General features: G+C 72.4%; 23 protein-coding genes and 1 pseudogene. 5 read left to right on the top strand and 19 right to left on the bottom strand.

Going from position 1 to position 26,508, the window contains the following annotated elements:
- Positions 1–91: 91 nt before the first annotated feature.
- From nuoH to AC3EQ1_RS17480, 8 genes are read right to left on the bottom strand one after another with little or no spacing between them, the layout of a single operon-like run.
- Positions 92–1,477, bottom strand: a complete 1,386-nt coding sequence (gene nuoH / locus AC3EQ1_RS17515) for an NADH-quinone oxidoreductase subunit NuoH (RefSeq protein WP_432095235.1) — start codon at positions 1,475–1,477, stop codon at positions 92–94.
- Entirely contained in the window at positions 1,474–4,032 is a 2,559-nt protein-coding gene (locus AC3EQ1_RS17510) for an NADH-quinone oxidoreductase subunit G (RefSeq protein ID WP_432095234.1), read from the bottom strand. Before AC3EQ1_RS17510 ends, nuoH begins: the two co-directional genes overlap by 4 nt.
- Positions 4,033–5,433 (bottom strand): NADH-quinone oxidoreductase subunit NuoF, encoded by a 1,401-nt coding sequence (gene nuoF / locus AC3EQ1_RS17505; protein WP_432095233.1) that lies wholly within the window; start codon positions 5,431–5,433, stop codon positions 4,033–4,035.
- A complete protein-coding gene (gene nuoE, locus AC3EQ1_RS17500) occupies positions 5,433–6,260 on the bottom strand; it encodes an NADH-quinone oxidoreductase subunit NuoE (protein WP_432095248.1) in 828 nt (275 codons plus the stop codon). The genes nuoF and nuoE overlap by 1 nt, the downstream gene beginning before the upstream one ends.
- Positions 6,261–6,286: 26 nt before the next feature.
- Positions 6,287–7,621, bottom strand: coding sequence for an NADH-quinone oxidoreductase subunit D (locus AC3EQ1_RS17495; protein ID WP_432095232.1), 1,335 nt, complete (start codon positions 7,619–7,621; stop codon positions 6,287–6,289).
- Positions 7,621–8,379 (bottom strand): NADH-quinone oxidoreductase subunit C, encoded by a 759-nt coding sequence (locus tag AC3EQ1_RS17490; RefSeq protein WP_432095231.1) that lies wholly within the window; start codon positions 8,377–8,379, stop codon positions 7,621–7,623. Before AC3EQ1_RS17490 ends, AC3EQ1_RS17495 begins: the two co-directional genes overlap by 1 nt.
- Positions 8,376–8,930 carry a NuoB/complex I 20 kDa subunit family protein gene (locus AC3EQ1_RS17485; RefSeq protein ID WP_351507767.1) on the bottom strand — a complete coding sequence of 185 codons (555 nt, stop codon included), beginning with the start codon at positions 8,928–8,930 and terminating at the stop codon, positions 8,376–8,378. The genes AC3EQ1_RS17490 and AC3EQ1_RS17485 overlap by 4 nt, the downstream gene beginning before the upstream one ends.
- A 10-nt stretch (positions 8,931–8,940) precedes the next feature.
- Entirely contained in the window at positions 8,941–9,300 is a 360-nt protein-coding gene (locus tag AC3EQ1_RS17480; protein ID WP_351507769.1) for an NADH-quinone oxidoreductase subunit A, read from the bottom strand.
- Between the two features lie 806 nt (positions 9,301–10,106).
- Here AC3EQ1_RS17480 and AC3EQ1_RS17475 point away from each other — a divergent pair.
- Entirely contained in the window at positions 10,107–10,895 is a 789-nt protein-coding gene (locus AC3EQ1_RS17475) for a C40 family peptidase (protein ID WP_432095230.1), read from the top strand.
- A 150-nt stretch (positions 10,896–11,045) separates the two neighbouring features.
- On the opposite strand, the gene AC3EQ1_RS17470 is transcribed toward AC3EQ1_RS17475, so the two are convergent.
- Positions 11,046–12,332, bottom strand: a complete 1,287-nt coding sequence (locus AC3EQ1_RS17470; protein ID WP_432095229.1) for a geranylgeranyl reductase family protein — start codon at positions 12,330–12,332, stop codon at positions 11,046–11,048.
- Positions 12,333–12,814: 482 nt separating this feature from the next.
- On the bottom strand, positions 12,815–13,825 hold the full coding sequence (locus tag AC3EQ1_RS17465) for an asparaginase (protein ID WP_432095228.1): 1,011 nt from the start codon (positions 13,823–13,825) through the stop codon (positions 12,815–12,817).
- Positions 13,826–13,954: 129 nt separating this feature from the next.
- On the opposite strand from AC3EQ1_RS17465, the gene AC3EQ1_RS17460 reads away from it, so the two are divergent.
- A complete protein-coding gene (locus tag AC3EQ1_RS17460) occupies positions 13,955–14,410 on the top strand; it encodes an Lrp/AsnC family transcriptional regulator (RefSeq protein ID WP_432095227.1) in 456 nt (151 codons plus the stop codon).
- Positions 14,411–14,658: 248 nt separating this feature from the next.
- Here the strand turns inward: AC3EQ1_RS17460 and AC3EQ1_RS17455 are convergent, their stop codons facing one another.
- From AC3EQ1_RS17455 to AC3EQ1_RS17425, 7 genes and pseudogenes are all read right to left on the bottom strand, one after another.
- Complete coding sequence (locus AC3EQ1_RS17455) at positions 14,659–15,576, bottom strand: glutaminase (protein ID WP_432095247.1); 918 nt, start codon at positions 15,574–15,576, stop codon at positions 14,659–14,661.
- Positions 15,576–16,268, bottom strand: a complete 693-nt coding sequence (locus AC3EQ1_RS17450) for a demethylmenaquinone methyltransferase (protein ID WP_432095226.1) — start codon at positions 16,266–16,268, stop codon at positions 15,576–15,578. The genes AC3EQ1_RS17455 and AC3EQ1_RS17450 overlap by 1 nt, the downstream gene beginning before the upstream one ends.
- 270 nt (positions 16,269–16,538) lie before the next feature.
- The gene (locus AC3EQ1_RS17445; protein WP_432095249.1) at positions 16,539–17,585 is read right to left on the bottom strand and encodes a hypothetical protein; all 1,047 of its coding nucleotides are present in this window, start codon (positions 17,583–17,585) and stop codon (positions 16,539–16,541) included.
- A gap of 147 nt (positions 17,586–17,732) precedes the next feature.
- Positions 17,733–17,801 (bottom strand): annotated as a pseudogene (locus AC3EQ1_RS17440) (zinc-ribbon domain-containing protein); the annotation flags it as partial.
- A 235-nt stretch (positions 17,802–18,036) separates the two neighbouring features.
- A complete protein-coding gene (locus AC3EQ1_RS17435; protein WP_432095225.1) occupies positions 18,037–18,831 on the bottom strand; it encodes an amidohydrolase family protein in 795 nt (264 codons plus the stop codon).
- Between the two features lie 7 nt (positions 18,832–18,838).
- Positions 18,839–20,035, bottom strand: a complete 1,197-nt coding sequence (mqnC, locus tag AC3EQ1_RS17430; protein WP_432095224.1) for a cyclic dehypoxanthinyl futalosine synthase — start codon at positions 20,033–20,035, stop codon at positions 18,839–18,841.
- 390 nt (positions 20,036–20,425) lie between these two features.
- Entirely contained in the window at positions 20,426–21,322 is an 897-nt protein-coding gene (locus AC3EQ1_RS17425; RefSeq protein ID WP_432095223.1) for a menaquinone biosynthetic enzyme MqnA/MqnD family protein, read from the bottom strand.
- A 370-nt stretch (positions 21,323–21,692) separates the two neighbouring features.
- On the opposite strand from AC3EQ1_RS17425, the gene AC3EQ1_RS17420 reads away from it, so the two are divergent.
- Together AC3EQ1_RS17420 and AC3EQ1_RS17415 are read left to right on the top strand one after the other, a co-directional pair.
- Positions 21,693–21,896, top strand: a complete 204-nt coding sequence (locus tag AC3EQ1_RS17420) for a cold-shock protein (RefSeq protein ID WP_351507791.1) — start codon at positions 21,693–21,695, stop codon at positions 21,894–21,896.
- A 392-nt stretch (positions 21,897–22,288) separates the two neighbouring features.
- Positions 22,289–23,236: a MaoC family dehydratase gene (locus tag AC3EQ1_RS17415; RefSeq protein ID WP_432095222.1), complete on the top strand. Its 948-nt coding sequence runs from the start codon at positions 22,289–22,291 to the stop codon at positions 23,234–23,236.
- Positions 23,237–23,419: 183 nt separating this feature from the next.
- Here AC3EQ1_RS17415 and AC3EQ1_RS17410 read toward each other — a convergent pair whose 3' ends face one another.
- Complete coding sequence (locus tag AC3EQ1_RS17410) at positions 23,420–24,046, bottom strand: TetR/AcrR family transcriptional regulator (protein ID WP_432095246.1); 627 nt, start codon at positions 24,044–24,046, stop codon at positions 23,420–23,422.
- A 421-nt stretch (positions 24,047–24,467) separates the two neighbouring features.
- Here AC3EQ1_RS17410 and AC3EQ1_RS17405 point away from each other — a divergent pair, with 421 nt between their 5' ends.
- Positions 24,468–25,700 carry an FAD-dependent oxidoreductase gene (locus AC3EQ1_RS17405; protein WP_432095221.1) on the top strand — a complete coding sequence of 411 codons (1,233 nt, stop codon included), beginning with the start codon at positions 24,468–24,470 and terminating at the stop codon, positions 25,698–25,700.
- A gap of 96 nt (positions 25,701–25,796) precedes the next feature.
- On the opposite strand, the gene AC3EQ1_RS17400 is transcribed toward AC3EQ1_RS17405, so the two are convergent.
- Positions 25,797–26,420 (bottom strand): TetR/AcrR family transcriptional regulator, encoded by a 624-nt coding sequence (locus tag AC3EQ1_RS17400; protein WP_432095220.1) that lies wholly within the window; start codon positions 26,418–26,420, stop codon positions 25,797–25,799.
- Positions 26,421–26,508: the final 88 nt, after the last annotated feature.

Below are 26,508 nucleotides of genomic sequence, written 5' to 3'. Positions count from 1 at the left end.
GGATGCCTCCTCACCGGCGTGGGTCACTGGGGTCGCCGCGGCCGTCGTCGCACGGGCTCGGGCCCGTGGACGGCGGTCCGCGCCGCGGAACTCAGGCACCGTCGGCCTCCTTGCCCTCGGCGGGGGTCTCCGCCGGACCGTTCCCGACGAGCGTCCGCTCCTGACGGGAACGGCGCCGGGGCACGGGCGGCAGGGTCTGTCCGGGCAGCGGCGGCACCGGGTAGCCGCCCGCCATCGGGTCGAACGCGGCCGGCGGTTCCTCCTCGGCCCCGGCCTTCTGCTCCGCGCGGTGGCGGAAGATGTCGAAGACGAAGGAGAGGAGCAGGATCGCGATGACGGCGCCGCCCACGTAGAGCACGATGTCCTGGAAGTCGTAGTTCTCGTTGCGCAGCGCCCGGACCGTGGCGACCAGCATCAGCCACACCATCGAGACCGGGATGAGCACCTTCCAGCCCAGCTTCATGAACTGGTCGTAGCGCACCCGCGGGAGCGTGCCGCGCACCCAGATGAAGAAGAACAGCAGCAGCTGGACCTTGACGACGAACCAGAGCATCGGCCACCAGCCGTGGTTCGCCCCCTCCCAGAACGCGCTGATCGGGTACGGCGCCATCCAGCCGCCCAGGAACAGGGTGACCGCGACGGCCGAGACGGTGACCATGTTGACGTACTCGGCCAGCATGAACATCGCGAACTTGATGGAGCTGTACTCGGTGTTGAAGCCGCCGACCAGGTCGCCCTCGGACTCCGGCATGTCGAACGGGGCGCGGTTGGTCTCGCCGACCATCGCCACGATGTAGATCAGGAACGACACCGGGAGCAGCACCGCGAACCAGCGGTCCTCCTGCGCGGAGACGATCGCCGAGGTGGACATCGACCCGGAGTAGAGGAAGACCGCCGCGAAGGACAGGCCCATCGCGATCTCGTAGGAGATCATCTGCGCGCAGGAGCGCAGGCCGCCGAGCAGCGGGTACGTCGAGCCGGAGGACCAGCCGGCCAGCACGATGCCGTAGATCCCGACCGAGGCGACCGCCAGGATGTACAGGACGGCGATCGGCAGGTCGGTGAGCTGCATCGTGGTGCGGTGGCCGAGGATCGAGATCTCGTTGCCGGCGGGCCCGAAGGGGATCACCGCGATGGCCATGAAGGCGGGGATCGCGGCGACGACCGGCGCCAGGACGTAGACGACCTTGTCGGCCCGCTTGACGACCACGTCCTCCTTGAGCATCAGCTTGATGCCGTCCGCGAGGGACTGGAGGAGGCCCCAGGGGCCGTGCCGGTTGGGGCCGATCCGCAGCTGCATCCAGGCGACGACCTTGCGCTCCCAGACGATGGAGAACAGCACCGTCACCATCAGGAACGCGAAGCAGAAGACCGCCTTGATCAGCACCAGCCACCAGGGGTCCCGCCCGAACATCGACAGGTCCTCGGCCGCCAGCGAGGTCAGCGGCCCGGTCGGCCAGGACGTCACTGCGCTCATGACCGCACCTCCGCCGTCTCGGCCCCGGTGCCCGCACCGAGGGTGACCAGTTCGCCGGGGCGCGCCCCGGTGCCGTCGGTCACGCCGTGCCCGACGGAGTTCATCGGCAGCCAGACCACCCGGTCGGGCATCGGGGTGATCAGCAGGGGCAGTTCGACGGATCCGGCCGGGCCGGTCACCCGCACCGGGTCGCCGTCCGCGACCCCGGCCTCCGCGGCGGTGGCGGCGGAGAGCCGGGCGACCGCCGCGTGCCGGGTGCCGGCCAGGGCCTCGTCGCCGTCCTGGAGGCGTCCCCGGTCGAGCAGCAGCCGGTGGCCGGCGAGCACCGCCTGGCCCGCGTCGGGGCGGGGCAGCGGCTGGGCGGGCCGGCCGGGCGCCGTGGCGTACGGGCCGCGCCAGCCGCCGAGCCGGTCCAGCTCCCGCCGGGCGGCCCGGACGTCGGGCAGGTCCAGGGCCGGGGTCGGCGGGGCGTCCGCGGTGCCGGCCAGCGCGTCGGCGATCATGTGCAGCACCCGGGCGTCCGGGAGGACGTGGCGCCGGGTCATCTGGTCCGGTTTGAGCGCGGCCTCGAACGGCCGGGCCCGGCCCTCCCAGTTGAGGAAGGTGCCGGACTTCTCGGCGACGGCGGCCACCGGAAGGACGACGTCCGCCCGCTCGGTGACCTCGCTCGGCCGCTGTTCCAGGCTGACCAGGAAGCCGACCTCGTCCAGGGCCCGGCGGGCCCGCTGCGGGTCGGGCAGGTCCGCGACCTCCACGCCGGCGACGAGCAGCGCGGACAGCTCACCGCTCGCCGCGGCCTCGACGATCTGGCCGGTGTCGCGGCCGGGCCGCTCCGGGAGCCCGTCGACGCCCCAGGCGGCGGCGGTCTCCTCGCGGGCCCGCGGGTCGGTGGCGGGCCGGCCGCCGGGCAGCAGCCCGGGCAGTGCCCCGGCCTCGAGCGCGCCGCGCTCACCGGCCCGGCGCGGAATCCACACCAGCCGGGCTCCGGTGGCGCCCGCGGCGCCCACGGCGGCGGTGAGCGCGCCCGGCACCGCGGCCAGCCGCTCGCCGACGACGATCACCGCGCCCTCGGTGCGGAGCGCCTCGGCGGCCAGCAGCCCGTCGCTGTCCAGGCCGTCCCGCTCGGTGCCGGCGTCCGCCCGCGCGAGCGCGGCGAACCAGGTGGTCTCGGTGCCGGGCGCCGCGCCCAGCAGCGTGCCGCCGGTCTTCACCAGCCCCCGGGTGGCGTGGGTGGCCAGCGAGAACACCCGCTGGCCGTGCTTGCGGTGCGCCTTGCGGAGGCGGAGGAAGACGCCGGGCGCCTCCTCCTCGGACTCGAAGCCGGCCAGCAGCACCGCCGGGGCCTTCTCCAGCTCGGCGTAGGTCGGTCCGCCGCCGTCGAGGTCCCGGCCGCGGCCCGCGACGTACGCCGCCAGGAAGTCGGCCTCCTCGCCGCTGTGCACCCGGGCGCGGAAGTCGATGTCGTTGGTGTCGAGCACGACCCGGGCGAACTTGGCGTAGGCGTAGGCGTCCTCGACGGTGAGCCGCCCGCCGGTGAGCACCCCGGCACCGGCGCCGCCGGACCGCTCACGGGCCGCCGCCAGCCCGCGGGCCGCAACCTCCACCGCCTCCGGCCAGCTCGCGGGCTCCAGCTCACCGGTCTCCGCGTTCCGCACCAGCGGGGTGGTGAGCCGGTCCGGCCGCTGCGCGTAGCGGAACGCGAAGCGGCCCTTGTCGCAGATCCACTCCTCGTTGACCTCGGGGTCGTCGGCCGCCAGCCGCCGCATCACCTTGCCGCGCCGGTGGTCGGTCCGGGTGGCGCAGCCGCCGGCGCAGTGCTCGCAGACGCTCGGCGACGACACCAGGTCGAAGGGACGGGAGCGGAACCGGTACGCGGCGGAGGTGAGCGCGCCCACCGGGCAGATCTGGATGGTGTTGCCGGAGAAGTAGGACTGGAAGGGGTCGCCCTCGCCGGTGCCCACCTGCTGGAGGGCGCCGCGCTCCAGGAGTTCGATCATGGGGTCGCCCGCGATCTGGTTGGAGAACCGGGTGCAGCGGGCGCACAGCACGCAGCGCTCCCGGTCCAGCAGCACCTGGGTGGAGATCGGCACCGGCTTGGTGAAGGTGCGCTTCTTCCCCTCGAAGCGGGTGTCGGCCTGCCCGGCGCTCATCGCCTGGTTCTGCAGCGGGCACTCGCCGCCCTTGTCGCAGACCGGGCAGTCCAGCGGGTGGTTGATGAGCAGCAGCTCCATCACCCCGCGCTGGGCCTTCTCGGCGACGGGCGAGGTGAGTTGAGTCCGCACCACCATCCCGTCCGTACAGGTGATCGTGCAGGACGCCATGGGTTTGCGCTGGCCCTCGACCTCGACGATGCACTGCCGGCAGGCGCCGGCCGGGTCGAGGAGCGGGTGGTCGCAGAAGCGCGGGATCTCGATGCCGAGCAGCTCGGCCGCGCGGATCACCAGGGTGCCCTTGGGGACGGAGAGCTCGATGCCGTCGATGGTGACGGAGACGAGGTCCTCCGGCGGCACTGCCGCCTCGCCGCCTCCGGAGGGGGCGTTCGTCGTGATCGTCATTTACGCGTGCACCCCCTTGTGGGTGGCGGTCTTGTGGTCGTCGGCCCAGACGGTGGACTTCGCCGGGTCGAAGGGGCAGCCGCCGCCGGTGACGTGCTGCTCGTACTCCTCGCGGAAGTACTTCAGCGAGGAGAAGATGGGGCTGGCGGCGCCGTCGCCGAGGGCGCAGAACGACTTGCCGTTGATGTTGTCGGCGATGTCGTTGAGCTTGTCGAGGTCGGCCATCCGCCCCTTGCCGGCCTCCAGGTCGCGCAGCAACTGGACCAGCCAGTACGTGCCTTCGCGGCAGGGCGTGCACTTGCCGCAGGACTCATGGGCGTAGAACTCGGTCCAGCGGGTCACCGCCCGGACGACGCAGGTCGTCTCGTCGAAGCACTGCAGCGCCTTGGTGCCGAGCATCGAGCCGGCCGCGCCGACGCCCTCGTAGTCGAGCGGTACGTCCAGGTGCTCCTCGGTGAGGAGCGGGGTGGAGGAGCCGCCGGGGGTCCAGAACTTCAGCCGGTGGCCCTTGCGCATGCCGCCGCTCATGTCGAGCAGCTGCCGCAGGGTGATGCCGAGGGGCGCCTCGTACTGGCCGGGGCGGGCGACGTGCCCGGAGAGCGAGTAGAGCGTGAAGCCGGGGGACTTCTCGCTGCCCATCGAGCGGAACCAGTCCTTGCCCCGGTGCAGGATCGCGGGAACCGACGCGATGGACTCGACGTTGTTCACCACAGTGGGGCAGGCGTAGAGGCCCGCGACCGCGGGGAAGGGGGGCCGCAGCCGGGGCTGTCCGCGCCGTCCCTCCAGCGAGTCGAGCAGTGCGGTCTCCTCACCGCAGATGTACGCGCCGGCGCCGGCGTGCACGGTGATGTCCAGGTCGAAGCCGCTGTCCAGGACGTTCCTGCCGAGGTAGCCCGCCTTGTACGCCTCGGCCACGGCGTGGTGCAGCCGGCGCAGCACCGGCACGACCTCGCCGCGCAGATAGATGAACGCGTGGTTCGACCGGATCGCGTGGCAGGCGATGATCATGCCCTCGATGAGGGAGTGCGGATTGGCGAAGAGAAGGGGGATGTCCTTGCAGGTGCCCGGCTCGGACTCGTCCGCGTTGACCACGAGGTAGTGCGGCTTGCCGTCGCCCTGCGGGATGAACTGCCACTTCATGCCGGTGGGGAAGCCCGCGCCGCCGCGGCCGCGCAGGCCCGCGTCCTTGACCAGCGCGATGACGTCGTCCGGCGGCATGGCCAGGGCCGCGCGCAGCCCCTCGTAGCCGTCGTGGCGCAGGTAGGTCTCCAGGGTCCAGGAGTCCGGCTGGTCCCAGAAGGCCGACAGCACGGGGGACAGCAGCTTCTCCGGGGCCGCTCCGCCGCCGGCCTCCGGCCGGGAGGTGCCGCCGGTGCCGTCGTGTTCGGTGGACACGGTCATCACTCACCCTCCTCGGACACCGGTCCGGCCGGGTGCTGGGGGTCGGACGCCGCCGTCGTGTGCGGCGCGTCGTGCGAGCTGGGGTGCCCGGCGGGCGCTTCGCCGCCGGCCGGGGGCTGCTGCTCGTCCGTGCCCTGCGGGGGCGCGGAGCGCGGCGAGACGATCCGCCCGGGGGCGGTCTCGCCCTTGGCGAGCCGCAGGCCGACCAGCGACGGGGCTCCGGCGCCGCCGGTGGCGTCCACCGCGCCGGGCCGCTCGTCCGGGAAGCCGGCCAGGATCCGGGCGGTCTCCTGGAACGTGCACAGCGGGGCGCCCCGGGTGGGTTCGGCGGTGCGGCCCGCCCGCAGGTCGTCCACCAGCTGCTTGGCGGACTGCGGGGTCTGGTTGTCGAAGAACTCCCAGTTGACCATCACCACGGGGGCGAAGTCGCAGGCCGCGTTGCACTCGATGTGCTCCAGGGTGACCTTGCCGTCCTCGGTGGTCTCGCCGTTGCCGACGCCGAGGTGCTCCTGGAGTCCGGTGAAGATGGCGTCGCCGCCCATCACCGCGCACAGCGTGTTGGTGCAGACCCCGACCTGGTACTCCCCCGACGGCTTGCGCCGGTACATGGAGTAGAAGGTGGCGACCGCGGTGACCTCGGCGGTGGTCAGCGCCAGCGTCTCGGCGCAGAACCGGACGCCGGTCCGGGTGACGTACCCCTCCTCCGCCTGGACGAGGTGCAGCAGCGGCAGCAGCGCGGAACGGCTGTCGGGGTAGCGCGCGATGACCTCGCGCGCGTCCTCCTCCAGCCGGGACCGCACCTCGGCCGGGAAGTCGGGGGCGGGCATCTGCGGAAGGCCCAAGCTGACGTCTGTCACCGGTCGACGCCTCCCATCACGGGGTCGATGGAGGCCACGGCCACGATGACGTCGGCGACCTGGCCGCCTTCGCACATCGCCGCCATGGCCTGGAGGTTGGTGAACGACGGGTCGCGGAAGTGGACCCGGTACGGGCGCGTGCCGCCGTCGCTGACCGCGTGCACGCCCAGCTCGCCCTTGGGCGACTCCACGGCCGCGTAGGCCTGGCCGGGCGGCACCCGGAAGCCCTCGGTGACGAGCTTGAAGTGGTGGATCAGGGCCTCCATCGACGTGCCCATGATCTTCTTGATGTGGTCGAGCGAGTTGCCGAGGCCGTCGGGCCCGAGCGCGAGCTGGGCGGGCCAGGCGATCTTCTTGTCGCCGACCATCACCGGCCCGGGCTCCAGCCGGTCCAGGCACTGCTCGACGATCCGCAGCGACTGCCGCATCTCCTCCAGCCGGAGCAGGAAGCGGCCGTACGCGTCGCAGGTGTCGGTGGTCGGCACCTCGAAGTCGTAGGTCTCGTAACCGCAGTAGGGCCGCGCCTTGCGCAGGTCGTGCGGGAGTCCGGCGGAGCGCAGGATCGGTCCGGTGACGCCGAGGGCCATGCAGCCGGCGAGGTCCAGGTGGCCGACGTCCTGCATGCGGCCCTTGAAGACCGGGTTGCCGGTGGCGAGCTTGTCGTACTCCGGCAGGTTCTTCCGCATCTTCTTGACGAACTCGCGGACCGCGTCGACCGCGCCGGGCGGCAGATCCTGGGCCAGCCCGCCGGGCCGGATGTACGCGTGGTTCATCCGCAGGCCGGTGATCAGCTCGTACAGGTCCAGGACCATCTCGCGGTCGCGGAAGCCGTAGATCATGATCGTGGTGGCGCCGAGCTCCATGCCGCCGGTGGCGATGCACACCAGGTGGGAGGAGAGCCGGTTGAGCTCCATGAGGAGCACCCGGATGACCGTCGCCCGGTCCGGGATCTCGTCCTCGATGCCGAGCAGCCTCTCCACCGCCATGCAGTACGCCGTCTCGTTGTAGAACGAGGTGAGGTAGTCCATGCGCGTGACGAACGTGGTGCCCTGGGTCCACGTCCGGTACTCGAGGTTCTTCTCGATACCGGTGTGGAGGTAGCCGATGCCGCAGCGGGCCTCGGTGACCGTCTCGCCGTCGATCTCCAGGATCAGCCGGAGCACGCCGTGGGTGGACGGGTGCTGCGGGCCCATGTTGACGACGATCCGCTCGTCGTCCGCCTTGGCGGCGGCGGCCGCGACCTCGTCCCAGTCCCCGCCGGTGACGGTGTAGACGGTGCCTTCGGTGGTCTCCCGTGCGCTGGCGGGAGGCGTCGCGTGCGATGCAGACATCAGGTGTACGACCTCCGCTGGTCGGGAGCCGGGATCTGGGCGCCCTTGTACTCGACGGGAATGCCGCCGAGCGGGTAGTCCTTGCGCTGCGGGAAGCCCTGCCAGTCGTCCGGCATCATGATCCGCGTCAGCGCCGGATGGCCGTCGAAGACGATGCCGAAGAAGTCGTACGTCTCGCGCTCGTGCCAGTCGTTGGTCGGGTAGACCGGGACGATCGACGGGATGTGCGGATCGCTGTCGGGGGCGCTCACCTCCAGCCGGAGCAGCCGGTTGTGGGTGATCGAGCGCAGGTGGTAGACGGCGTGCAGCTCCCGTCCCTTGTCCCCCGTGAAGTGGACTCCGCTGACCCCGGTGCACAGTTCGAAGCGGAGCGCCGGGTCGTCGCGGAGGGTCCGGGCCACCTGGGGCAGGTGCTCGCGCGCGATGTGGAAGGTCAGTTCGTCGCGGTCGACGACGGTCTTCTCGATGGCGTTCCCGGGGGCCAGGCCCTGTTCCTCCAGGGCGCCCTCGAGTTCGTCGGCGATCTCGTCGAACTCCCCGGCCCCGTCACCGCCTTTCGGCCCACCGTAGGGCCGGGTGGCGGCGCCGGGCAGCCGCACCGACCGGACGAGCCCGCCGTAGCCGCTGGTGTCACCGCCGTTGTTCGCGCCGAACATGCCGCGGCGGGTGCCGATGACCTCGCCGTGGTCCCCCCGCTGGCCAGGCAGGTTCTGGGCGTTGAGGTCCTGGTCGGGGTTGACGCCGTTGTTCTCACTCACCGGAGCAGCCCCTTCATCTCGATGGTGGGCAGGGCCGCCCGCGCCGCTTCCTCGGCCTCGCGGGCCGCCTGCTCGCGGTTGACGCCGAGCTTCTCGCCCTGGATCTTCTGGTGGAGCTTGAGGATCGCGTCCAGCAGCATCTCCGGACGGGGCGGGCAGCCGGGCAGATAGATGTCGACGGGGACGATGTGGTCGACGCCCTGCACGATCGCGTAGTTGTTGAACATGCCTCCGGAGGAGGCGCAGACGCCCATGGAGATGACCCACTTGGGGTTCGGCATCTGGTCGTAGACCTGCCGCAGCACCGGGGCCATCTTCTGGCTCACCCGGCCGGCCACGATCATCAGATCCGCCTGGCGGGGGGAGCCGCGGAAGACCTCCATGCCGAAGCGGGCGAGGTCGTAGCGCCCGGCGCCGGTGGTCATCATCTCGATGGCGCAGCAGGCGAGGCCGAACGTGGCCGGGAAGACGGAGGACTTGCGCACCCAGCCCGCGGCCTGCTCCACGGTCGTCAGCAGGAAACCGCTCGGCAGTTTCTCCTCGATACCCATGTTGTGGCCCCTAGTCCCATTCCAGGCCGCCACGACGCCAGACGTAGGCGTAGGCGACGAAGACGGTGAGCACGAAGAGGAGCATCTCGACGAGCCCGAACAGTCCCAGGGCGTCGAAGCTGACCGCCCAGGGATAGAGGAAGACGATCTCGATGTCGAAGACGATGAAGAGCATCGCCGTCAGGTAGTACTTGATCGGGAAACGCCCGCCGCCGGCCGGCTGCGGGGTCGGCTCGATTCCGCACTCGTATGCCTCGAGCTTGGCCCGGTTGTAGCGCTTGGGGCCGATGAGGCCGGCCATGACCACGGAGAAGATCGCGAAGCCTGCCCCGAGGGCGCCGAGCACGAGGATGGGCGCATAGGCGTTCACGCTCCTCGCTCCTTCCAGTCGACGATGACTGCGGACCGTGACCGGACATGCGCACTGCCGACACGAAGATCGCTGCTATGTGAGGCAGTTCACAAGCCCGAGTCGCCTGCATCCTATGCCCGTCGGTCTGTGATCTGCGACACGGGTGAGGCAGGGAGTTTGTGATCTCCACCACCTGACGAACGATCATGAAGGCGGATGAGCGGTGATCTTCATACGCGAAGCGTCCGAGCCGTTACCAGGTGTGACAATCATGGGTGTTGCCGCTGGTCAGGCGAGGGGTTCCCTAGCAAAGGGCAGCCTTACTGGCAAATTCGCCCCGGACGCCGTCAGCTGATAAATAGACGCCACCCGCCCGCGTGAAGATCGCGACGGAGGGGTCGACGGGCCGTCGCCGGGCACCCAAGGGGGCAGCGGGGTCGAGCGCATGAACCGGTGCCGGATGTGACCGGGCGTGACCGGACGTGACGGAAACAGGCCGCGAAGCGGACAAGATCGCCGGTACGTGCATGCGTTCACAGACGGGGACACCGCATTCAATTCGCGGGCGATCTGTTAGCTATCCCACCCCGGTTCACCCGCCGGAAATCCATTGCTTGGCCACCGACGGCAAGCGGTGGTAAGCGGCGAGCAATTCGGGCGAAACGACGAAACGCCTAGATCGTGGATGTGAGCGGAACAGCGGACTCCGTGCCGCACGGCGCCCGCGAAGATCCATAGGGGTCAAATCTCGACGCGTACGCGACAAGTGTGGCGCAGCACACGTTTCTTGAAGGTAACCGCGGCCCCCTGATACCCGTGGTTCCATGTCCCACACCGCTCACATACCCAGCCGCCGGAAGCCCCGCCGTACCGCCACCTCGTGGGTGCTGCGCTCCGGAGTTGCCGGCGGCGTCCTCAGCACCCTGGCCGTGACCGGCGCGTCGGGCGCCCAGGCCGCCGAGCCCGCGGCGGCCGAGACCGCGGAACTCCCCACGGTCACCACCGCGATCGCCGACGCGGCCGCCCAGTCCTCCGCGGCGACCGAGCAGGCCGCCCTGGACTACCAGCAGCGCGCCGAGCTGCAGGAACAGCAGGACCGGGCCGCGGACGTCGCCCGCAAGGCCGCCAAGAAGGCCAAGCAGGAGGCGGACCGCAAGGCTGAGGCCGAGCGCAAGGCGGAGGCCGCCGCCAAGGAGCGGGCCTCCCGTTCCGCGGAGCGCACCACCCTGAGCGCCCCCGCCGCCTCCTCCTCCGCCACCGGCAGCGCCGCGCAGGTGCTGAGCTTCCTCGAGGCCCAGCTCGGCAAGGCGTACGTCATGGGCGCCACCGGCCCGTCGGCGTACGACTGCTCGAGCCTCACCCAGGCCGCGTTCAAGTCCGTGGGTGTCGACCTGCCGCGCGTCTCCCAGGACCAGTCGACCACCGGCACCGAGGTGTCCCTGGACTCCCTCCAGCAGGGCGACCTGCTCTTCTGGGGCGGCACCGGCAGCGCCTACCACGTGGCCGTCTACGTGGGCGACGGCCAGTACATCGACGCCGCCAACCCCAGCAAGGGCGTCGTGAAGCAGAACCTCGACGACTACCCGCCGACGAGCGCGCGCCGCGTGCTCTGAGCAGAGCGGAACGGGCGCCCGGCGCCCGGACACGCCGAGGGCCCGACCGGACTTCCGGTCGGGCCCTCGGCGTTACGCGTCCCGGACGGGGTGCGCGGCGCCGCCGACGGGCCGCCGCGATGTCCGGCGGCCCTGTGCGGCGGGCGCGCGCTACGCCTTCGGCGCCACCTTGCTCAGTCCGTTGATGATGCGGTCCATCGCGTCCCCGCCCGACGGGTCGGTGAGGTTGGCCAGCATCTTCAGCGTGAACTTCATCAGCATCGGGTGGGTCAGACCGCGCTGGGTCGCCACCTTCATCACCTTCGGGTTGCCGATGAGCTTCACGAAGGCCCGGCCGAGCGTGTAGTAGCCGCCGTAGGTGTCCTTGAGGATCTTCGGGTAGGCGCGCAGCGCGAGTTCCCGCTGCGCGGGCGTCGCGCGGGCGTGTGCCTGGGTGATGACGTCCGCGGCGATCTGCCCGGATTCCATCGCATAGGCGATGCCCTCGCCGTTGAACGGGTTGACCAGCCCGCCCGCGTCACCGACCAGCAGCAGGCCCTTGGTGTAGTGCGGCTGCCGGTTGAACGCCATCGGGAGCGCGGCGCCCCGGATCGGACCGGTCATGTTCTCCGGGGTGTAGCCCCAGTCCTCCGGCATCGACGCGCACCAGGCCTTGAGCACCTCGCGCCAGTCCAGCTCCTTGAAGGAGGCGGAGGTGTTGAGCACGCCGAGGCCGACGTTGGACGTGCCGTCGCCCATGCCGAAGATCCAGCCGTAGCCGGGGAGCAGCCGCTCGGCGCCGTCCCGCCGGTCCCACAGCTCCAGCCAGGACTCCAGGTAGTCGTCGTCGTGCCGGGGCGAGGTGAAGTACGTCCGCACCGCCACGCCCATCGGCCGGTCCTCGCGCCGGTGCAGCCCCATCGCCAGGGACAGCCGGGTGGAGTTGCCGTCGGCGGCGACCACCAGCGGCGCGTGGAAGGTGACCGGCAGCTTCTCCTCGCCGAGCTTCGCCTCGACTCCGGTGATCCGGCCGGTGCGGGCGTCGAGCACCGGGGCGCCGACGTTGCAGCGCTCGTACAGCCGCGCGCCGGCCTTCTGCGCCTGGCGGGCGAGCTGCTCGTCGAAGTCGTCGCGCTTGCGGACGAGTCCGTAGTCCGGGAACGAGGCGAGCTCCGGCCAGTCGAGCTGGAGCCGGACGCCGCCGCCGATGATGCGCAGGCCCTTGTTCCGCAGCCAGCCCGCCTCTTCGGAGATGTCGATGCCCATGGCGACGAGCTGCTTGGTGGCCCGCGGGGTGAGGCCGTCACCGCAGACCTTCTCCCGGGGGAAGGCCGTCTTCTCCAGGAGCAGGACGTCGAGTCCGGCCTTCGCGAGGTGGTAGGCGGTGGTGGACCCGGCTGGCCCGGCCCCGACGACGATCACATCGGCGCTGCGCTCGTTGAGGTCGGTGTCGGTCACGTCGGCACTCCTGGTGCTCTCGGCGGGCGTCGCTCACGGCGGAGAAAACGGGATCTCCGCAGTCTAGAACGGGCCCTCCGGACGGTGGCACGGCACCCGGTCGCCCCGGCCCGTCCGCGGAGGGGCCGGGGCCCGGAGGCACGGCGGCTTTCGCCCGTGTTCCGGAGCGTGGGCCGTCCGGAGCGTGGGCCGTCCGGAGCGTGGGCCGTTCCGGAGCGTCGGCGGACGTCCGGACGGCGCCGGGTGCGGGGAGTCGGGCCGGCGTCCGGAAGCGCCGGGGTGCCGGGAGTTGGGCGGGCGTCCGCAGCCGCCGGGGTGCCGGGAGTCGGGCGAGCGTCCGCAGCCGCCGAGGTGCGGGGAGTTGGACGGGGCGGAGGCCGGGCACCGGGCGGGCGGCTGCTGGGGAACGGGGACGAGCGGGCACCGGAGGCGGTCGGCGGTGGCGGTCGGAGGCGCGGGAGACGGGCGCGCGCCTCGGCCCGTCAGCCGGCTTCCACCACCGGGACGTCGGAGGTGCTGGGGTCCGCGATGCGCTGCAGGACGGCGGTGCGCTCGGCCGGGTCCTTGGCGGACAGCAGTGCGGAGAGCACGGCGATCCGGGCCTGGCCCGCCCGCAGCGTGCCGGTCGGCACGGCACCCGCGGCGATCAGGTCCACCGCGCCGCCACCGGTGTAGATCGGCGTGATCGGGCCCGCCGGGACCCGGGTGGTCAGCGCCACCAGCACCCCGCGGGCGACCGCGCGGTCCACGGCCTCGGTGAACTCCGGGGTGGCGTTGCCCGCGCCGGTGGCCACCAGCACGATGCCCTGCGCCCCGGCCTGCACGGCCGCGTCGAAGAGCATCGGGTCGGCGTCGGTGTGGTGCATGACCATGTCGACGCGCGGCACCTCGGCGGCCGCGGCGGGCAGCGCCAGCGGCTCGGAGCGCACCGGCCGGCGCAGCACCTCGACGCGGCCGAAGCCGATCTTTCCGACCGCGGCGTTCGACGGGTCGGCGAAGGCGTCGGCGGCCACGGTCTGGGTCTTCACCGTGCCCCGGGCGGCGTGCACCCGGCCGGCGAAGACCGCGAGGGTGCCGAGGTCCTGAACGTGCGCCGCGGTGAGCAGCGCGTCGTAGAGGTTGCCGGCGGCGTCGCCGTCGGCGGCCTCCAGCGGGCGCTGGGCGCCGGTGAAGACGACCGGGCGGCGGTCGCCGTGGTGGAGGTCGAGCAGGAACGCCGACTCCTCCAGGGTGTCCGTGCCATGGGTGACGACGATGCCGTCGACGGCCGGGTCCTGAAGGATCTCGTGGACGGTGTGCAGCAGGACGAGCTGATGGCCGGTGGTCAGCCGGGGGCTGTTGACGGTGAAGAGATCGACGACCCGGGCCTCGACGCCCTCGGGGAGGGCGGCCGTGGCGAGCACGTCCTGTCCGGCCGCGTCGGCGGCGTACCCGTTGCCCTGCCAGCGGCTGGCTATCGTCCCGCCGGTGGTCACCACGACGACTCGTCGCATGCCCTGCTCACCCTCTTCCCGTCCATACCGTGCTGCATACGGCCAACGGGCAAGAATAGGCGTTTCTGCTTGGCATTGGATGGCTGAATTTCACATTCCATTGAAGGAACGTGGCAGATAATTGCTCACATGGACGAGATCGATCGCAGCATTGTGCGCGAGCTCCAGCGGGACGGCCGGCTGACCAACCAGGAGCTCGCCCAGCGGGTCGGCCTGACCCCTTCCCCCTGCCTGCGCCGGGTGCGGCAGCTGGAGCACGACGGGGTGATCCAGGGCTACCGCGCCGTGGTCGACCCGAAGGCCGTCGGCCGGGGCTTCGAGGTGCTGGTCTCGGTGGAGGTGCGGCGGGACCGGGAGAGCGTGGAGGCCTTCGAGGAGGCGCTCCAGAACCTGCCGGACGTCGTCGAGGCGTACCGGCTCTTCGGCAGCCCCGGCTGTCTGCTGCGGATCGCGGTCGCCGACATCGACACCTACGAGCGGCTGTGGATCGAGCGGATCACGGCGCTGCCGGGGGTGACGGAGGTGAACTCGCAGATCGTGATGAAGCGGATCAAAGAGCCGGTGGGGCTGCCCATCGGAAGATGACGTCCGGCGCCGGGCCCGGCGGGGCCCGGCAGGCGGCCCGGCCGGCGCGGGACCCGGCGGGGCGCGCGTTCCGGCGGGGCGCACGTTTCGGTGGGGCGCGATCCGGCGGAGCCCCCGGCCCGGCCGTGCACGCGATTCGGCGGGGCGCGCGATCCTGCGAAGCTCCCGACACAGCGGGGCTCGCACTCCGGCGGGGCTTGCGCGCCGGCGGCGCGCACGATCCTGCGATGCGCCCGCCGGGGCGGAGGTCAGAAGACGGAGAGCCCGGTCAGGGTGGTGAAGCGGTCCAGGGCCGCCACCCCCACCACCGAGTTCCCCCGCGCGTCCAGCCCCGGGCTGTACACGCACAGCGTCGCCCGCCCCGGCAGCACCGCGAGGACGCCGCCGCCGACGCCGCTCTTGCCCGGCAGGCCCACCCGGTAGGCGAACTCGCCCGCGGCGTCATAGGTGCCGCAGGTCAGCATCACCGCGTTGACCTGCTTGGCCTCGCTCCGGGTCAGCAGCCGCGTGCCGTCCGCCCGCACGCCGTGCCGCGCCAGGAAGCCCCCGGCGAGCGCCAGGTCGGCGCAGCTCATCTCGATGGAGCACTGCCAGAAGTAGTGGTCGAGGACGGTCGGCACGGGGTTGTCCATGTTGCCGCAGCTGGCCATGAAGTAGCCCAGGGCGGCGTTGCGGTCGCCGTGCCCGGCCTCCGACTCGGCCACCTCGGGCGCGAAGTCCAGCCGGTCGTTGCCGCTCTCCGTGCGCAGGAAGTCCAGCAGGGCGCCCCGCGCGTCACCGGTGAGCCCATGCAGCCGGTCGGTGACCACCAGAGCGCCCGCGTTGATGAACGGATTGCGCGGAATGCCGTTCTCGTACTCCAGCTGCACCAACGAGTTGAACGGGTTGCCGGACGGCTCGCGGCCCACCCGCTGCCACAGGCTGTCGCCGCCGCGCGCCAGGGCCAGCGCCAGCGTGAAGACCTTGGTGATGCTCTGCGCGGAGAACGGCTCCTGCCAGTCCCCCACCCCGTACACCTGCCCGTGCACATCGGCGAGCGCCATACCGAACCGCCGGGGGTCGACCGAGGACAGGGCCGGGATGTACTCCGCGGGGCGGCCGTGGCCGATCTGCGGCGCGATGTCCTCCGCGACCTGCTCCAGTACGGCCTGGTAGTCCGGCTCCATCAGGGACGGACGGCCCGGTGCAGCGCCACGACGCCACCGGTGAGATTGCGCCACGCCACCTTCGACCAGCCGGCCTTCTGCATCCGCGCCGCGAGCGCGGGCTGGTCCGGCCAGGACCGGATGGACTCGGCGAGGTAGACGTACGCGTCGGGGTTGCTGCTGACCGCGGTCGCGATCGGCGGCAGGGCCCGCATCAGGTACTCGGTGTAGACGGTGCGGAACGGCTGCCAGGTGGGGTGGCTGAACTCGCACACCACGACCCGGCCGCCCGGCTTGGTGACACGCAGCAGCTCGGCGAAGGCCGTGTCGGTGTCCTGCACGTTGCGCAGCCCGAAGGAGATGGTGACCGCGTCGAAGGAGGCGTCCGCGAACGGCAGCCGGGTGGCGTCCCCCGCGGTGAACGGCATGTGGGGGTGGCGCTTCTTGCCCTCGCGCAGCATGCCGATGGAGAAGTCGCAGGGCACGACGTAGGCCCCGGCCTCGACGAAGGGCTGCGAGGAGGTGGCCGTCCCGGCCGCAAGGTCCAGGACCCGCTCGGCGGGGCGGGCGGCGACGGCCTGGGCCACCGCCCTGCGCCAGAGCCGTGCCTGGCCGAGCGACAGCACATCGTTGGTGAGGTCGTACTTGGCCGCCACATCGTCGAACATCGCGGCGACTTCGTGCGGCTGCTTGTCCAGGGAGGCTCGGGTCACGCGCCCCATTCTGGCAGGCGGCCCCGGCCGGCGACGGCAGGGGCTCGGCGGGCCCGACGGAACGGCGCCGGCCCGGTTCGCGGATGCGCGGGGCGGGCGAGCGGGGCGGGCGCGCGGGCGCGGAGACGGCGGCCGAGGTGGCGCGCCTGCGCGGCCGGTCCTCGGGCGCTGGGCGGACGAGCGGGGCGGGCGCGGGACGGAGGAGGGGCCGGCCAGCCCGGCTCGCCGCTCCCCGCTCCCCGCTCCCCGCTCCCCGCTCCCCGGGCAGTGTCAGCCCACGGACCAGGTGTTCAGCGCGACGTCGAAGACCTCCCGGGCCACGCGCCACATGTCGTCCCGCTCCTGGAAGTAGATCGCGTACTCGGTGCCGTCCTCGGTCACGTACGACTGGTCGATGGCGTGCATCGTCCGTCCGGTGCCCTTCTCGGTCCAGGTGAACTCCCAGCGCGCGCCGGGGCGCCCCTGGAACGTGTTCTCGGTCAGCTCCACGTTCCGGTAGTCGGCGCTCTTCTTCCTGACGATGTCCTGGAGCTCCAGGAAGTGGTCGTAGGAGGACTGGGCGGTGCTGCGGATGCCCATCCGCAGATACGAGTTGCCGGTCGTGCCCCGGTAGTCGATCTGACCGCCGTTGACCTCCCGCTGCCAGAACCGGGGAACCCCGAGGGAGAAGCCCTGCGGATCGCGGGCCAGCCGGTAGTTCTCGGGGAGCCCGGCCTCCGAGGCCGGGCCGGAGGTGGCCGGCACCGCGGCGGGGGCGGTCGACGACGGGGACTGCACCGGCAGGGAAACGCCGGCCGAGACCGACGGGACGGCGTCCGCCGTCGAAGCACCGGGCCCCGGCGTGGCCGGGGCCGCGCTCCGCGCCGCCGGGGGCTTGGCGCCCCCGGGCCCGGCCACCGTGCCGCCCTTGTCACCGCCGCGCAGGACGAGGGCCCCCGCCGTGGCCGCGCCGCCCACCACGAAGGCGGCCAGGACCAGGACTCCCCAGGTGACCAGGCGGTTACGGGCGGCGGGCGGCCGGGGCGAGGGCGGCGCTATCAGCGTCGGCGGAGCCGGCACACCGCCCTGGGCCGGCGGCGGCTGCGCCCGGGGCCCGATCAACGTCGGCGCCGGATGCTGCATCCCGGCCACGGTCGGGCTGTGGGGGTCCACCTCACCGGGCTGAGCGGCGGGCGGCCCGACGGCTTGCGCCGCGGCGGGAGCCACCACCGTCGGCTCGTGATCGTCCTCGCCGTCCCGCGCGGACTCACCGCTCGTGGACTCCTGGTCCACCGACGCACGGTCCGCGGACTCGGGGGCGGCGGGCTCACGTTCCACCCACCCCGGGGTCGTGGACACCGACGCCGTGGGCCCGTGATCCGCCGCGCCGTCCGGCCCCTGCTCCCCGCCTATCCCCTCCTGGTCGGCGGCCCCTCCGCGCGACGGCGGGGGTGTGGAGGTGTCGGCCGCCTGCCCGGCTTCCCGTCCGCACGCCATGCAGAAACGGGCCTCAGCGGGAAGTTCTGTTGCGCAGTGGGGGCAGAACGGCGGCATATCGCCCTCCGTGACTAGGAGATCACCGACGTCGGTACGGACTCATGCCACCACCCTGCCGGTTCCCGGCAACGACCGTGTGTTCCGGGACATATGAGCGTACGTCAGGCCACTGACACCCGCCGCTGTCCTACGGAAAGCGCAGAAATCCGTTCGGCCGACGCGCTCGTCCGGCTCCGGAACCCCACGCGGACGCGCGAACGAGCCCTGCCGGCGAAGGAGACCCCCAGGCGGGCTAGCGCTGCCGGTGGACGAGCCGCCCGCCGAGCACCGTGGCGACGCAGCTGCCCGCTCCCCGCTCGACCAGTTCGGTCACCGCGGCGAGTACGTCCACGTCCGGTACGGCCGATGCCCCCTCGGCGGCGTACCCGCCGACGGCACCCTCCCCCACCGGCACGTCGAACTCCCCGACCGGCACGTCGAAAACGGCGAAGTCCGCACGCGCGCCGGGCTCCAGGCTCCCCGCGAGGACCGCCTCCGGCAGCTCCCCCGGCACCCCGGTTCCCACCGCGTCCAACGGGTCGAGCGACGCATGGCCGGCACTCCCCGCACCGACAACCGCAGCCCCGGCACCCGCACCCGCACCCACAGACGGGGCGAGCAGGACCAGCCCGGCGCGCGTCACCGCGGTGCGGACCGCCGGGGAGCGGAACGGGCCGGTCACCGCGGTCGTGCCGTGCCCCAGCATCCGCTGCAGTCCGCGCCGGGCGCTGCCCGCCCACTGCGCGGGCGTCAGTGCGAGCGCGTCGAGAAGGTCCGGGGACCGCACCGGCTCGGTCCCGAGCCGGTCGGCCTCCCGCGGATCGGGGTGGTAGATCGCTTCGAGCAGTTCGGGGGCGCGGCGGTTGACCAGCCCGGGCGTGAGCAGCCCCGGCCAGCGCCGCACGCGCGCGCCGGGGTGTTCCGCGACCACCGCCGCGTACGGCCCGACGGCCGCCACCCGCGTGCCGCTGACCGCGACCGCACCGCCCGGCACCGGCTCCCGGCCGGGTCCCGGCCAGAGGGCGTCGGCGGTGTGGACGGTCAGCACGCGGTGCTCAGCTCGCGTCGATGAGCTTGAGCTCCGGGTGCGCGGTGCCGCCGGCGATCGCCGTCGAGGAGAAGTGCGAGACGACCTTGTCGTCGACCGGGTCGTTCGCCGGGTCGTCGTGCACGGCCAGGTGCTGGTAGGTGGTGTTGCGCTGCGCGGGGACCCGCCCGGACGCCCGGATCATGTCGATGATCTCGCGCAGGTTGGAGCGGTGCTTGGCGCCCGCGGAGGAGACCACGTTCTCCTCGAGCATCACCGAACCGAGGTCGTCCGCGCCGTAGTGCAGCGACAGCTGGCCGACCTCCTTGCCGGTGGTGAGCCAGGAGCCCTGGATGTGGGCGACGTTGTCGAGGAAGAGCCGCGCGATGGCGATCATCCGCAGGTACTCGAAGAGCGTGGCCTGCGTCCGGCCCTTCAGATGGTTGTTCTCCGGCTGGTAGGTGTACGGGATGAAGGCGCGGAAGCCGCCCGTACGGTCCTGGACGTCGCGGATCATCCGGAGGTGCTCGATCCGCTCGGCGTTGGTCTCCCCGGTGCCCATCAGCATCGTCGAGGTGGACTCCACGCCCAGCCCGTGCGCCGTCTCCATGATCTCCAGCCAGCGCTCGCCGGACTCCTTGAGCGGGGCGATGGCCTTGCGGGGGCGGGCGGGGAGCAGTTCGGCACCGGCTCCGGCGAAGGAGTCGAGCCCGGCGGCGTGGATGCGCGTGATGGCGTCCTCCACCGACACCCCGGAGATCCGGGCCATGTGCTCGACCTCGGACGCGCCGAGCGAGTGGATGACCAGCTGCGGGAACGCCTTCTTGATCGCGGAGAAGTGCTCCTCGTAGTACTCGACGCCGAAGTCGGGGTGGTGGCCGCCCTGGAACATCACCTGGGTGCCGCCGAGTTCGACGGTCTCCGCGCAGCGGCGCAGGATGTCGTCGAGGTCGCGCGTCCAGCCCTTGTCGCTCTTCGGCGGGGCGTAGAAGGCGCAGAACTTGCACGCCGTCACGCAGACGTTGGTGTAGTTGATGTTGCGCTCGATGATGTACGTCGCGATGTGCTCGGTGCCGGCGTAGCGGCGGCGGCGCACGGCGTCGGCGGCAGCGCCCAGCGCGTGCAGCGGCGCCGACCGGTACAGGTCGAGCGCCTCCTCCGGGGTGATGCGGCCACCGGCTGCGGCGCGGTCGAGGACGGACTGGAGGTCGGCGCTCTCGCTCACCGGGGACGTCCCTTCCGGAGGGTTTTCGGGCGTCCGGGGGTCGCCCCCCGAAATGGCACAGTCGGACCGATCCAGCGTACGCCAGGGGTCGGACGGCCCCGGTGGCCCCCGGCGCGGCGCCGCCCGCCCTCCGCCGCCACCCGCTCCGGAAGCCCGGAACTCCGGCCCCGGGTACGGCCGGACGGACCGGTCGCCGCGAGCGGGCCCCGGGCGCGGGCCGGGCCCGCCGGCTTGCGCCTACAGCGCCGGGCCGCTCGTCCGGAACACGGCCACCGCCACCGCGACGGCCTCCGAGACGGGGCAACCCGTGAGTCCCGGCCCGGCCGGGCCAAGGACCCGCACCGGTTGCGAAGGAGCGGCCGGAGCGCCACTACTCCGTCGCGGGAGCCCCTACACCGCCGGGCTGCCGCCCAGCAGGTCCACCCGGACATCCGCCGGGAAGCCCGTCGTGGGCCCCGTCCGGCGGGCGAACTCGGCGATGCCCTTCAGCTGCTCGGCGCCCAGCCGGAAGTCGAGCGTGGTGAAGTACCGCTCCAGCAGCCCGGCGTCGAAGTCCTCCCAGCGGGCGGCCTGCTCCGCGACCTTCGTGACCTCCTCCAGCGAGAGATCACGCGACTCCAGGAAGGCCTCGTGGACGGAGGACACGATCCGCGGATGCCGGGCGAGGTAGTCGCGGCGGGTCGCCCAGACCGCGAACACGAACGGCAGCCCGGTCCACTCCTTCCACATCTGCCCCAGGTCGTGGACCTGGAGGCCGAGGCGCGGCGCGTCGTGCAGGGAGGCACGCAGCGCGGCGTCCCCGATCAGCACCGCCGCCTGCGCCTCCTGCATCATCACGCCGAGGTCGGGCGGGCAGCTGTAGTAGTCGGGCTCGATGCCGTACCGCTCCGCGAGGAGCAGCTGGGCGAGCCGCACCGACGTACGGGAGGTGGAGCCCAGCGCCACCCGGGACCGGTGCAGCTGGTCCAGCGGCACCTGGGAGACGATCACGCAGGACATGACCGGCCCGTCACAGCCGACCGCGAGATCGGGGAAGGCCACCAGCCGGTCGGCGTTGCGCAGGAACTCCACGAGGGTGACCGGCGCGACGTCGAGATCGCCGCGGATCAGCTGCTCGCTGAGCTTCTCGGGGGTGTCCTTGCTCAGCTCGAAGTCGAGCAGGGCGCCCGTACGGGCGAGGCCCCAGTAGAGGGGCATGCAGTTGAGGAACTGGATGTGGCCGACCCGGGGCCGGGTGCGAGGATGATCGTCAACGGCGGGGGCAGCAGCTCGCTCAGGATGGTCCACAGCGCGAGGCTAGCCCCAGGGGCCGTGCGGCACCGGACCCGGGGCCCCGGTGCGCGTGGCGGGGGCGCGAGCGGGACACGCCCGACACGCCGGGACACAAAGGGTCGGGACACGTCACCACAGATCACCTGAAACCAGGGAAATCCATGCCACAGCGGGCCACGGGGGCAGTCTCAGCACGAAACCCCACCCTCGGGTGATCTTCGCCTCTTTCTCCGGCTGAGCGCCCCGTGCTACGCTCACGGCAAGTTGCAGTTTGGTTTCCCTTGCAGTACAGAGCCTGCGGAGCATGTGACGCCGCAGGCTTTTGTAGTTTTCAGACTTCTTGCAGGTTCTGGAGCAGGGCAACCCTTTGGCCCAAGGAGGGCTTATGGCTACCGGAACCGTCAAGTGGTTCAACGCCGAGAAGGGCTTCGGCTTCATCGCCCAGGACGGCGGCGGCCCCGATGTCTTCGTCCACTACTCCGCGATCAACGCGACTGGCTTCCGCTCCCTGGAAGAGAACCAGACCGTGAACTTCGACGTCACCCAGGGCCCGAAGGGCCCGCAGGCGGAGAACGTCACCCCGGTCTGATCCTTCGGATCTCCCCCGGGGTCGGCCGATCGCGGTCGACGCAGCAGTACCCAAGGAGCCCCGCTCCACCGCTTCGGCGGTGGAGCGGGGCTCCTGCCTTGCGTGGCGCCCCCGGCGATCTCCGCTGCCCCGGCGCGGGGGCCCCTGGCGAGATCCGCCCCGCCTGCACGGGACGCCGGGCCCGGCCCGGAGCGGGCTCCCGGACATCCCCTGGCGAACCGTGCGGACCCCCGGTTCGGCCGGACGGCGGCCCCCGGATCACTCGATCCGGTCATGGGCGCCCCCGATGCCCGGTACGCGGGGCTCCCGCCCCTCGACCCGATCATGACCGTTTCAGTAGCCTTACTGGAAAGTAAATCGGCGCCACCCAAGCCATGGTGAGGAGTTGGCCCATGGCCGATTCGACCGCTGTCCGACTGCCCCGCCCGCCGCGGCTGATGCCGGCCCTCGGCAAGGGCGTCATGACCGGCATCGGCAAGCGGCCGAGAGCGGACGCCCCGCTGCCGGGCACCCGGCTCGTCATCCCCGAGGCCCGGATCGACCTCGGCCGCCTCTGTGCCTACGCCCGGGTGTGCGGCTTCTCGCAGACGCGGCCGCTGCCGCTCACCTATCCGCATGTCCTGGGCTTTCCGCTGACCGCCCGGCTGATCGCCGACCGTGCCTTCCCGCTCCCGCTGCTGGGCCTGGTCCACACCTCCGCGGAGATCCGGCAGTGGGCCCCGCTGAGCACGGAGGACGTCCTGGAGCTGGGGGTGCACGCGGAGGGGCTCCGGGCCCATCGCCGGGGCACCACGGCGACGATCGTGACCGAGGCGCGGCGCGACGGCGAGCTGGTCTGGCAGGGCCGCTGCACCTATCTCGCCCGCCGCGGACATCCCGCCCGGCCGGACCGGGCCCGCCGCACCGCCCGCGCGGCGGAGCTGCTGCCGGCCCGCGCCACCTGGGCGCTCCCCGCCGACCTCGGGCGCCGGCACGCCGCGGCGACCGGTGACTACCACCCGATCCACCTGTACCCCTGGACCGCCAAGCCGCTCGGCTTCCCCCGGGCCATCGCCCACGGCATCTGGAGCTTCGCCCGCTGTGTGGCCGAGTCCGGCGCATCCCTGGCGGAACAGGTCTTCGTCCGGGCCGAGTTCCGCTCGCCGGTCCTGCTCCCCTCGACGGTCACCTACGCCGCCGCCGGCCAGGCCTTTCAGCTGCGCGGCGGTCCGGACGGCCGGCGGATCCACCTCGCCGGGCAGGTCGTCCGGGGCGCCACCGAAGCGGACGGCGCCGGGAACCGCTCCGGGCGGGCGGCGGCGGGCACCGGACCGGTGGCCGCACGCCCCGGGGACCGCTGACGGAAGGCGCCGCGGGACGCGGGCCGTCGGTGGAGAACGCCGGGGACGGCGAGGCGGAGGCCGAACGCTGCTGCCCCTCCTGACCGGCCGACGGCCGTAACGAGCCGCCCGCGGGGCGGGATCCGGGGCACCGCCCCGTCGGCGAGGTCGTCACCGACGAAGCGGTCCGGGTCGGCAGGCCGTTCAGGGAGCGGGTGACCAGCGGTTGCCGTCCATCAGGTTCTGCAGCCCCGCCCAGGCGAAGTTCATCGCGATGGTCGCGGTCTCCTGCGCCGAAGGGCGTTCACCGGCAGCGGCGTTGGCCCAGCTCGCCAGGGACTCGGCCGCGCCGACCAGCGCGTGGGCCAGTCCGGCGGTCTCCCGCTCGGCCGGTTCCGGGGCGCCCCGGGCCTCGCAGCCGGCCGCGGCGATGAGCCGCCGCACGTACGCGACGAGTTGCTCGCGCATGGCGGCCACCTCGTCGGCGAAGGGCTCGCCGTGGGTGCGCGCCTGGCTGTTGAGCACCGCCCAGCCGTCGGGGTGGTCGGCGGTGTGCGCGAAGAAGCCCCGCAGTCCGTTCCAGAGTTGCCGGGACGCCGACCCGCACTCCGGCTCGACCGCGCTCCGCACGGCCTCCACCAGCGCCTGTGCCTCCCGCCGGACGCAGGCGCCGAACAGCTCCTCCTTGGAGTTGAGATACAGGTACACCAGGGGCTTCGACACGCCCGCCAGTTCCGCTATCTCGTCCATCGAGGCGGCCCGGTACCCCCGCTGCGCGAACGTGGTCACCGCCGCGTCCAGCATCTGCCGCTCTCTCACCGCCCGGGGCATTCGCTTGGTCTTCCCGCCCACCCTGGCCGCCTCCCCACCAATTCCTACTCGCGGGTAAGCCTACGGTGGCGCCCGGCTGCACCGGGGCCGACCGGCCAGTACACCGCCGTTGCGCGGGCATCCGCCGCAGGCTCAGCGCCTGTCCGCGCATCGCGTTCCGGCGCGGTCGGGCCGGGTCCGCCTCCGTCGTTGTCGCGCCCGAACCCGTGCCGGATGTCGGCCGAGATCCGCCCTGTTGACGTGCTCCCAGGAGGAAACGCCGGCCTGTCGGACGAACCATCAGGCGCAGAACGTCGATTTCGGAGTTCGCCCCTCGCACTCCTGACCGATCGGTTAGATTGCTGACCGGACGGTCACACCGGGGCGGCCGGACGAGCCGACCCGATCCGTGGGACGGGCGTTTCGACGAGAGGGGCGGTCCATGGAGAAGACGACGTGCTGCGTGGTGGGGGGCGGCCCGGCGGGGATGATGCTCGGGCTGCTGCTCGCCCGGGCGGGGATCGAGGTGACGGTCCTGGAGAAGCACCGGGACTTCCTGCGCGACTTCCGCGGGGACACCGTGCATCCGTCGACGCTCCGGCTGCTGGACGAGCTCGGCCTCGGCGAGCGCTTCGCCCGACTGCCGCAGCGCAGGCTGGAGGAGATGCGCATGGTGATCGGCGGGACGCCGGTGACCCTCGCCGACTTCCGGCGCCTGCCCGGCAGGCACAAGTACATCGCCATGGTCCCGCAGTGGGACTTCCTCGACCTGCTCGCGACCGCGGCCGCCGCCGAGCCGTCGTTCACCCTGCGGATGTGCACCACCGTCACCGGGCTGCGCAGCGCGGACGGGCGGGTGACGGGGGTGACGTACGTCGACGCGGACGGTTCGCCCGGTGAGCTCTCCGCGGCTCTGACGGTCGGCTGCGACGGCCGGGACTCGGTGGTGCGCCGGGCGGCCGGCCTGCGCTCGGACTGGTTCGACGTCCCGATGGACGTCTGGTGGGTACGGGTGCCGCGACAGGACGCCGCCGGAGCGGGGCGCGGCCGCGTGTTCGCGCTGTTCGGGGACGGCGAGGCCGCGGTCACGGTGGACCGCGGCGACTACTACCAGGCCTCCTACCTCATCAGGAAGGGACAGGACGCTCAGCTGCGGAAGAACGACATCGACTGGCTGCGGCAGCGGCTGGGCGCCCTGTTCGGCTGGGACCACCATGCGACGAACGCGATCCGCTCCTGGGACGACGTCAAGCTGCTGGAGGTGACGGTGGGCCGGCTCCGCCGCTGGTACACCGACGGTCTGCTGTGCATCGGGGACGCGGCGCACACCATGTCGCCGGTCGGCGGTGTCGGGGTGAACCTCGCGGTGCAGGATGCCGTGGCGGCCGCCCGGATCCTCGCGGATCCGCTGCGCCGCGGCACCGTCGGCGTACGGGACCTGGCACGGGTGCAGCGGCGTCGCCACTGGCCGATGGCCCTGACCCAGAAGTCGCAGGCGGGCGAGCACGAGATGCTGCTGCGGCCCGCCCTGGACGGCACCCTCGACGGGGACCGGCTGCCGGTGCCGATGCGGCTGGTGCGGCGCGTGCCGGCGCTGCGCACCGTGATCGGCTACTTCGGCGGCATCGGCGTCCGCCCCGAGCACGCACCGGACTTCGCCCGGGCCGACGCGTAGGGGCCACCACATAGGGGCCGCCGCTCAGGTGCGAGCCGCCGCGGGGAGCCGGTCCGCTCACGGGAGGAGGACTCAGGGGGGCTCCGGGCGGAAGGCTCAGTCGCGGCGTTCGATGGCGTGCAGGGTGAAGACCTCCAACTCGTCCGCCGCCGCGTCGAGATCGAGGCCGGGGTCCGAGAGCCAGTGGGCGACCACGCCGTCGATCGCGCCGCCGATCGCCAGCGCCACGGCCTGCGGAGCGAACTCCCGGAACTGGCCGGCCCGCTGCCCCTGGGCCAGCAGATCGGCCAGCGCCTGCCAGCGGCCGGCCGTGTCATGGGAGCCGGGTGTCTTCAGCCGCGTACCGCCGGCGTCGTCCAGCAGCATCTCGGTGATCACCCGGACGTGGCGGCGGTTGGCCTGCTGGTAGGAGATCATCGCGCGGACGTAGGCCAGGACGGCGGCACGCGGGTCCGCCTGGTGCGCCAGGCACTCGTTCACATAGCGGGTGAACTGCTGGAGCACGTAGGACAGCGTGTCCCGGGTGAGGTTGTCCTTCGACGCGAAGTGGTACAGCACCGCGGCCTTGGAGATCCCGGCCTCCTCGGCGATCGCGGACAGCGACGTCGCCGGAAAGCCCCGGGTGGAGATCAGGTCGATGGTGCACTCGATGATCTGCTGACGGCGGGCCAGCTCGGTGAAGGTCGGTGCGTCGGGGCCGGGGCTCCGTCGAGGAGTCATGACGCCGCCCTCCCCTTTCCTCGCACTTCGGCCGACACCAGACCGTACACCGCGCCCGGACCCGCCGCGGTCCGCCCGGTGGTGGTCC

This window comes from Streptomyces sp. bgisy100, assembly GCF_057709105.1.
Note: the sequence above shows the minus strand (reverse complement) of the source record. Positions and strands in the feature narration are given on the sequence as shown.

Bases quoted from the DNA above. Each gene is read 5' to 3' on its own strand.
- AC3EQ1_RS17465 (WP_432095228.1), bottom strand. From the start codon at position 13,825: ATGCGACGAGTCGTCGTGGTGACCACCGGCGGGACGATAGCCAGCCGC.
- AC3EQ1_RS17475 (WP_432095230.1), top strand. From the start codon at position 10,107: ATGTCCCACACCGCTCACATACCCAGCCGCCGGAAGCCCCGCCGTACC.
- AC3EQ1_RS17455 (WP_432095247.1), bottom strand. From the start codon at position 15,576: ATGGAGCCGGACTACCAGGCCGTACTGGAGCAGGTCGCGGAGGACATC.
- AC3EQ1_RS17460 (WP_432095227.1), top strand. From the start codon at position 13,955: ATGGACGAGATCGATCGCAGCATTGTGCGCGAGCTCCAGCGGGACGGC.
- nuoH (WP_432095235.1), bottom strand. From the start codon at position 1,477: ATGAGCGCAGTGACGTCCTGGCCGACCGGGCCGCTGACCTCGCTGGCG.
- AC3EQ1_RS17400 (WP_432095220.1), bottom strand. From the start codon at position 26,420: ATGACTCCTCGACGGAGCCCCGGCCCCGACGCACCGACCTTCACCGAG.
- AC3EQ1_RS17410 (WP_432095246.1), bottom strand. From the start codon at position 24,046: ATGCCCCGGGCGGTGAGAGAGCGGCAGATGCTGGACGCGGCGGTGACC.
- nuoF (WP_432095233.1), bottom strand. From the start codon at position 5,433: ATGACCGTGTCCACCGAACACGACGGCACCGGCGGCACCTCCCGGCCG.
- AC3EQ1_RS17510 (WP_432095234.1), bottom strand. From the start codon at position 4,032: ATGACGATCACGACGAACGCCCCCTCCGGAGGCGGCGAGGCGGCAGTG.
- nuoE (WP_432095248.1), bottom strand. From the start codon at position 6,260: ATGCCCGCCCCCGACTTCCCGGCCGAGGTGCGGTCCCGGCTGGAGGAG.
- AC3EQ1_RS17415 (WP_432095222.1), top strand. From the start codon at position 22,289: ATGGCCGATTCGACCGCTGTCCGACTGCCCCGCCCGCCGCGGCTGATG.
- AC3EQ1_RS17420 (WP_351507791.1), top strand. From the start codon at position 21,693: ATGGCTACCGGAACCGTCAAGTGGTTCAACGCCGAGAAGGGCTTCGGC.
- AC3EQ1_RS17485 (WP_351507767.1), bottom strand. From the start codon at position 8,930: ATGGGTATCGAGGAGAAACTGCCGAGCGGTTTCCTGCTGACGACCGTG.
- AC3EQ1_RS17495 (WP_432095232.1), bottom strand. From the start codon at position 7,621: ATGTCTGCATCGCACGCGACGCCTCCCGCCAGCGCACGGGAGACCACC.
- AC3EQ1_RS17405 (WP_432095221.1), top strand. From the start codon at position 24,468: ATGGAGAAGACGACGTGCTGCGTGGTGGGGGGCGGCCCGGCGGGGATG.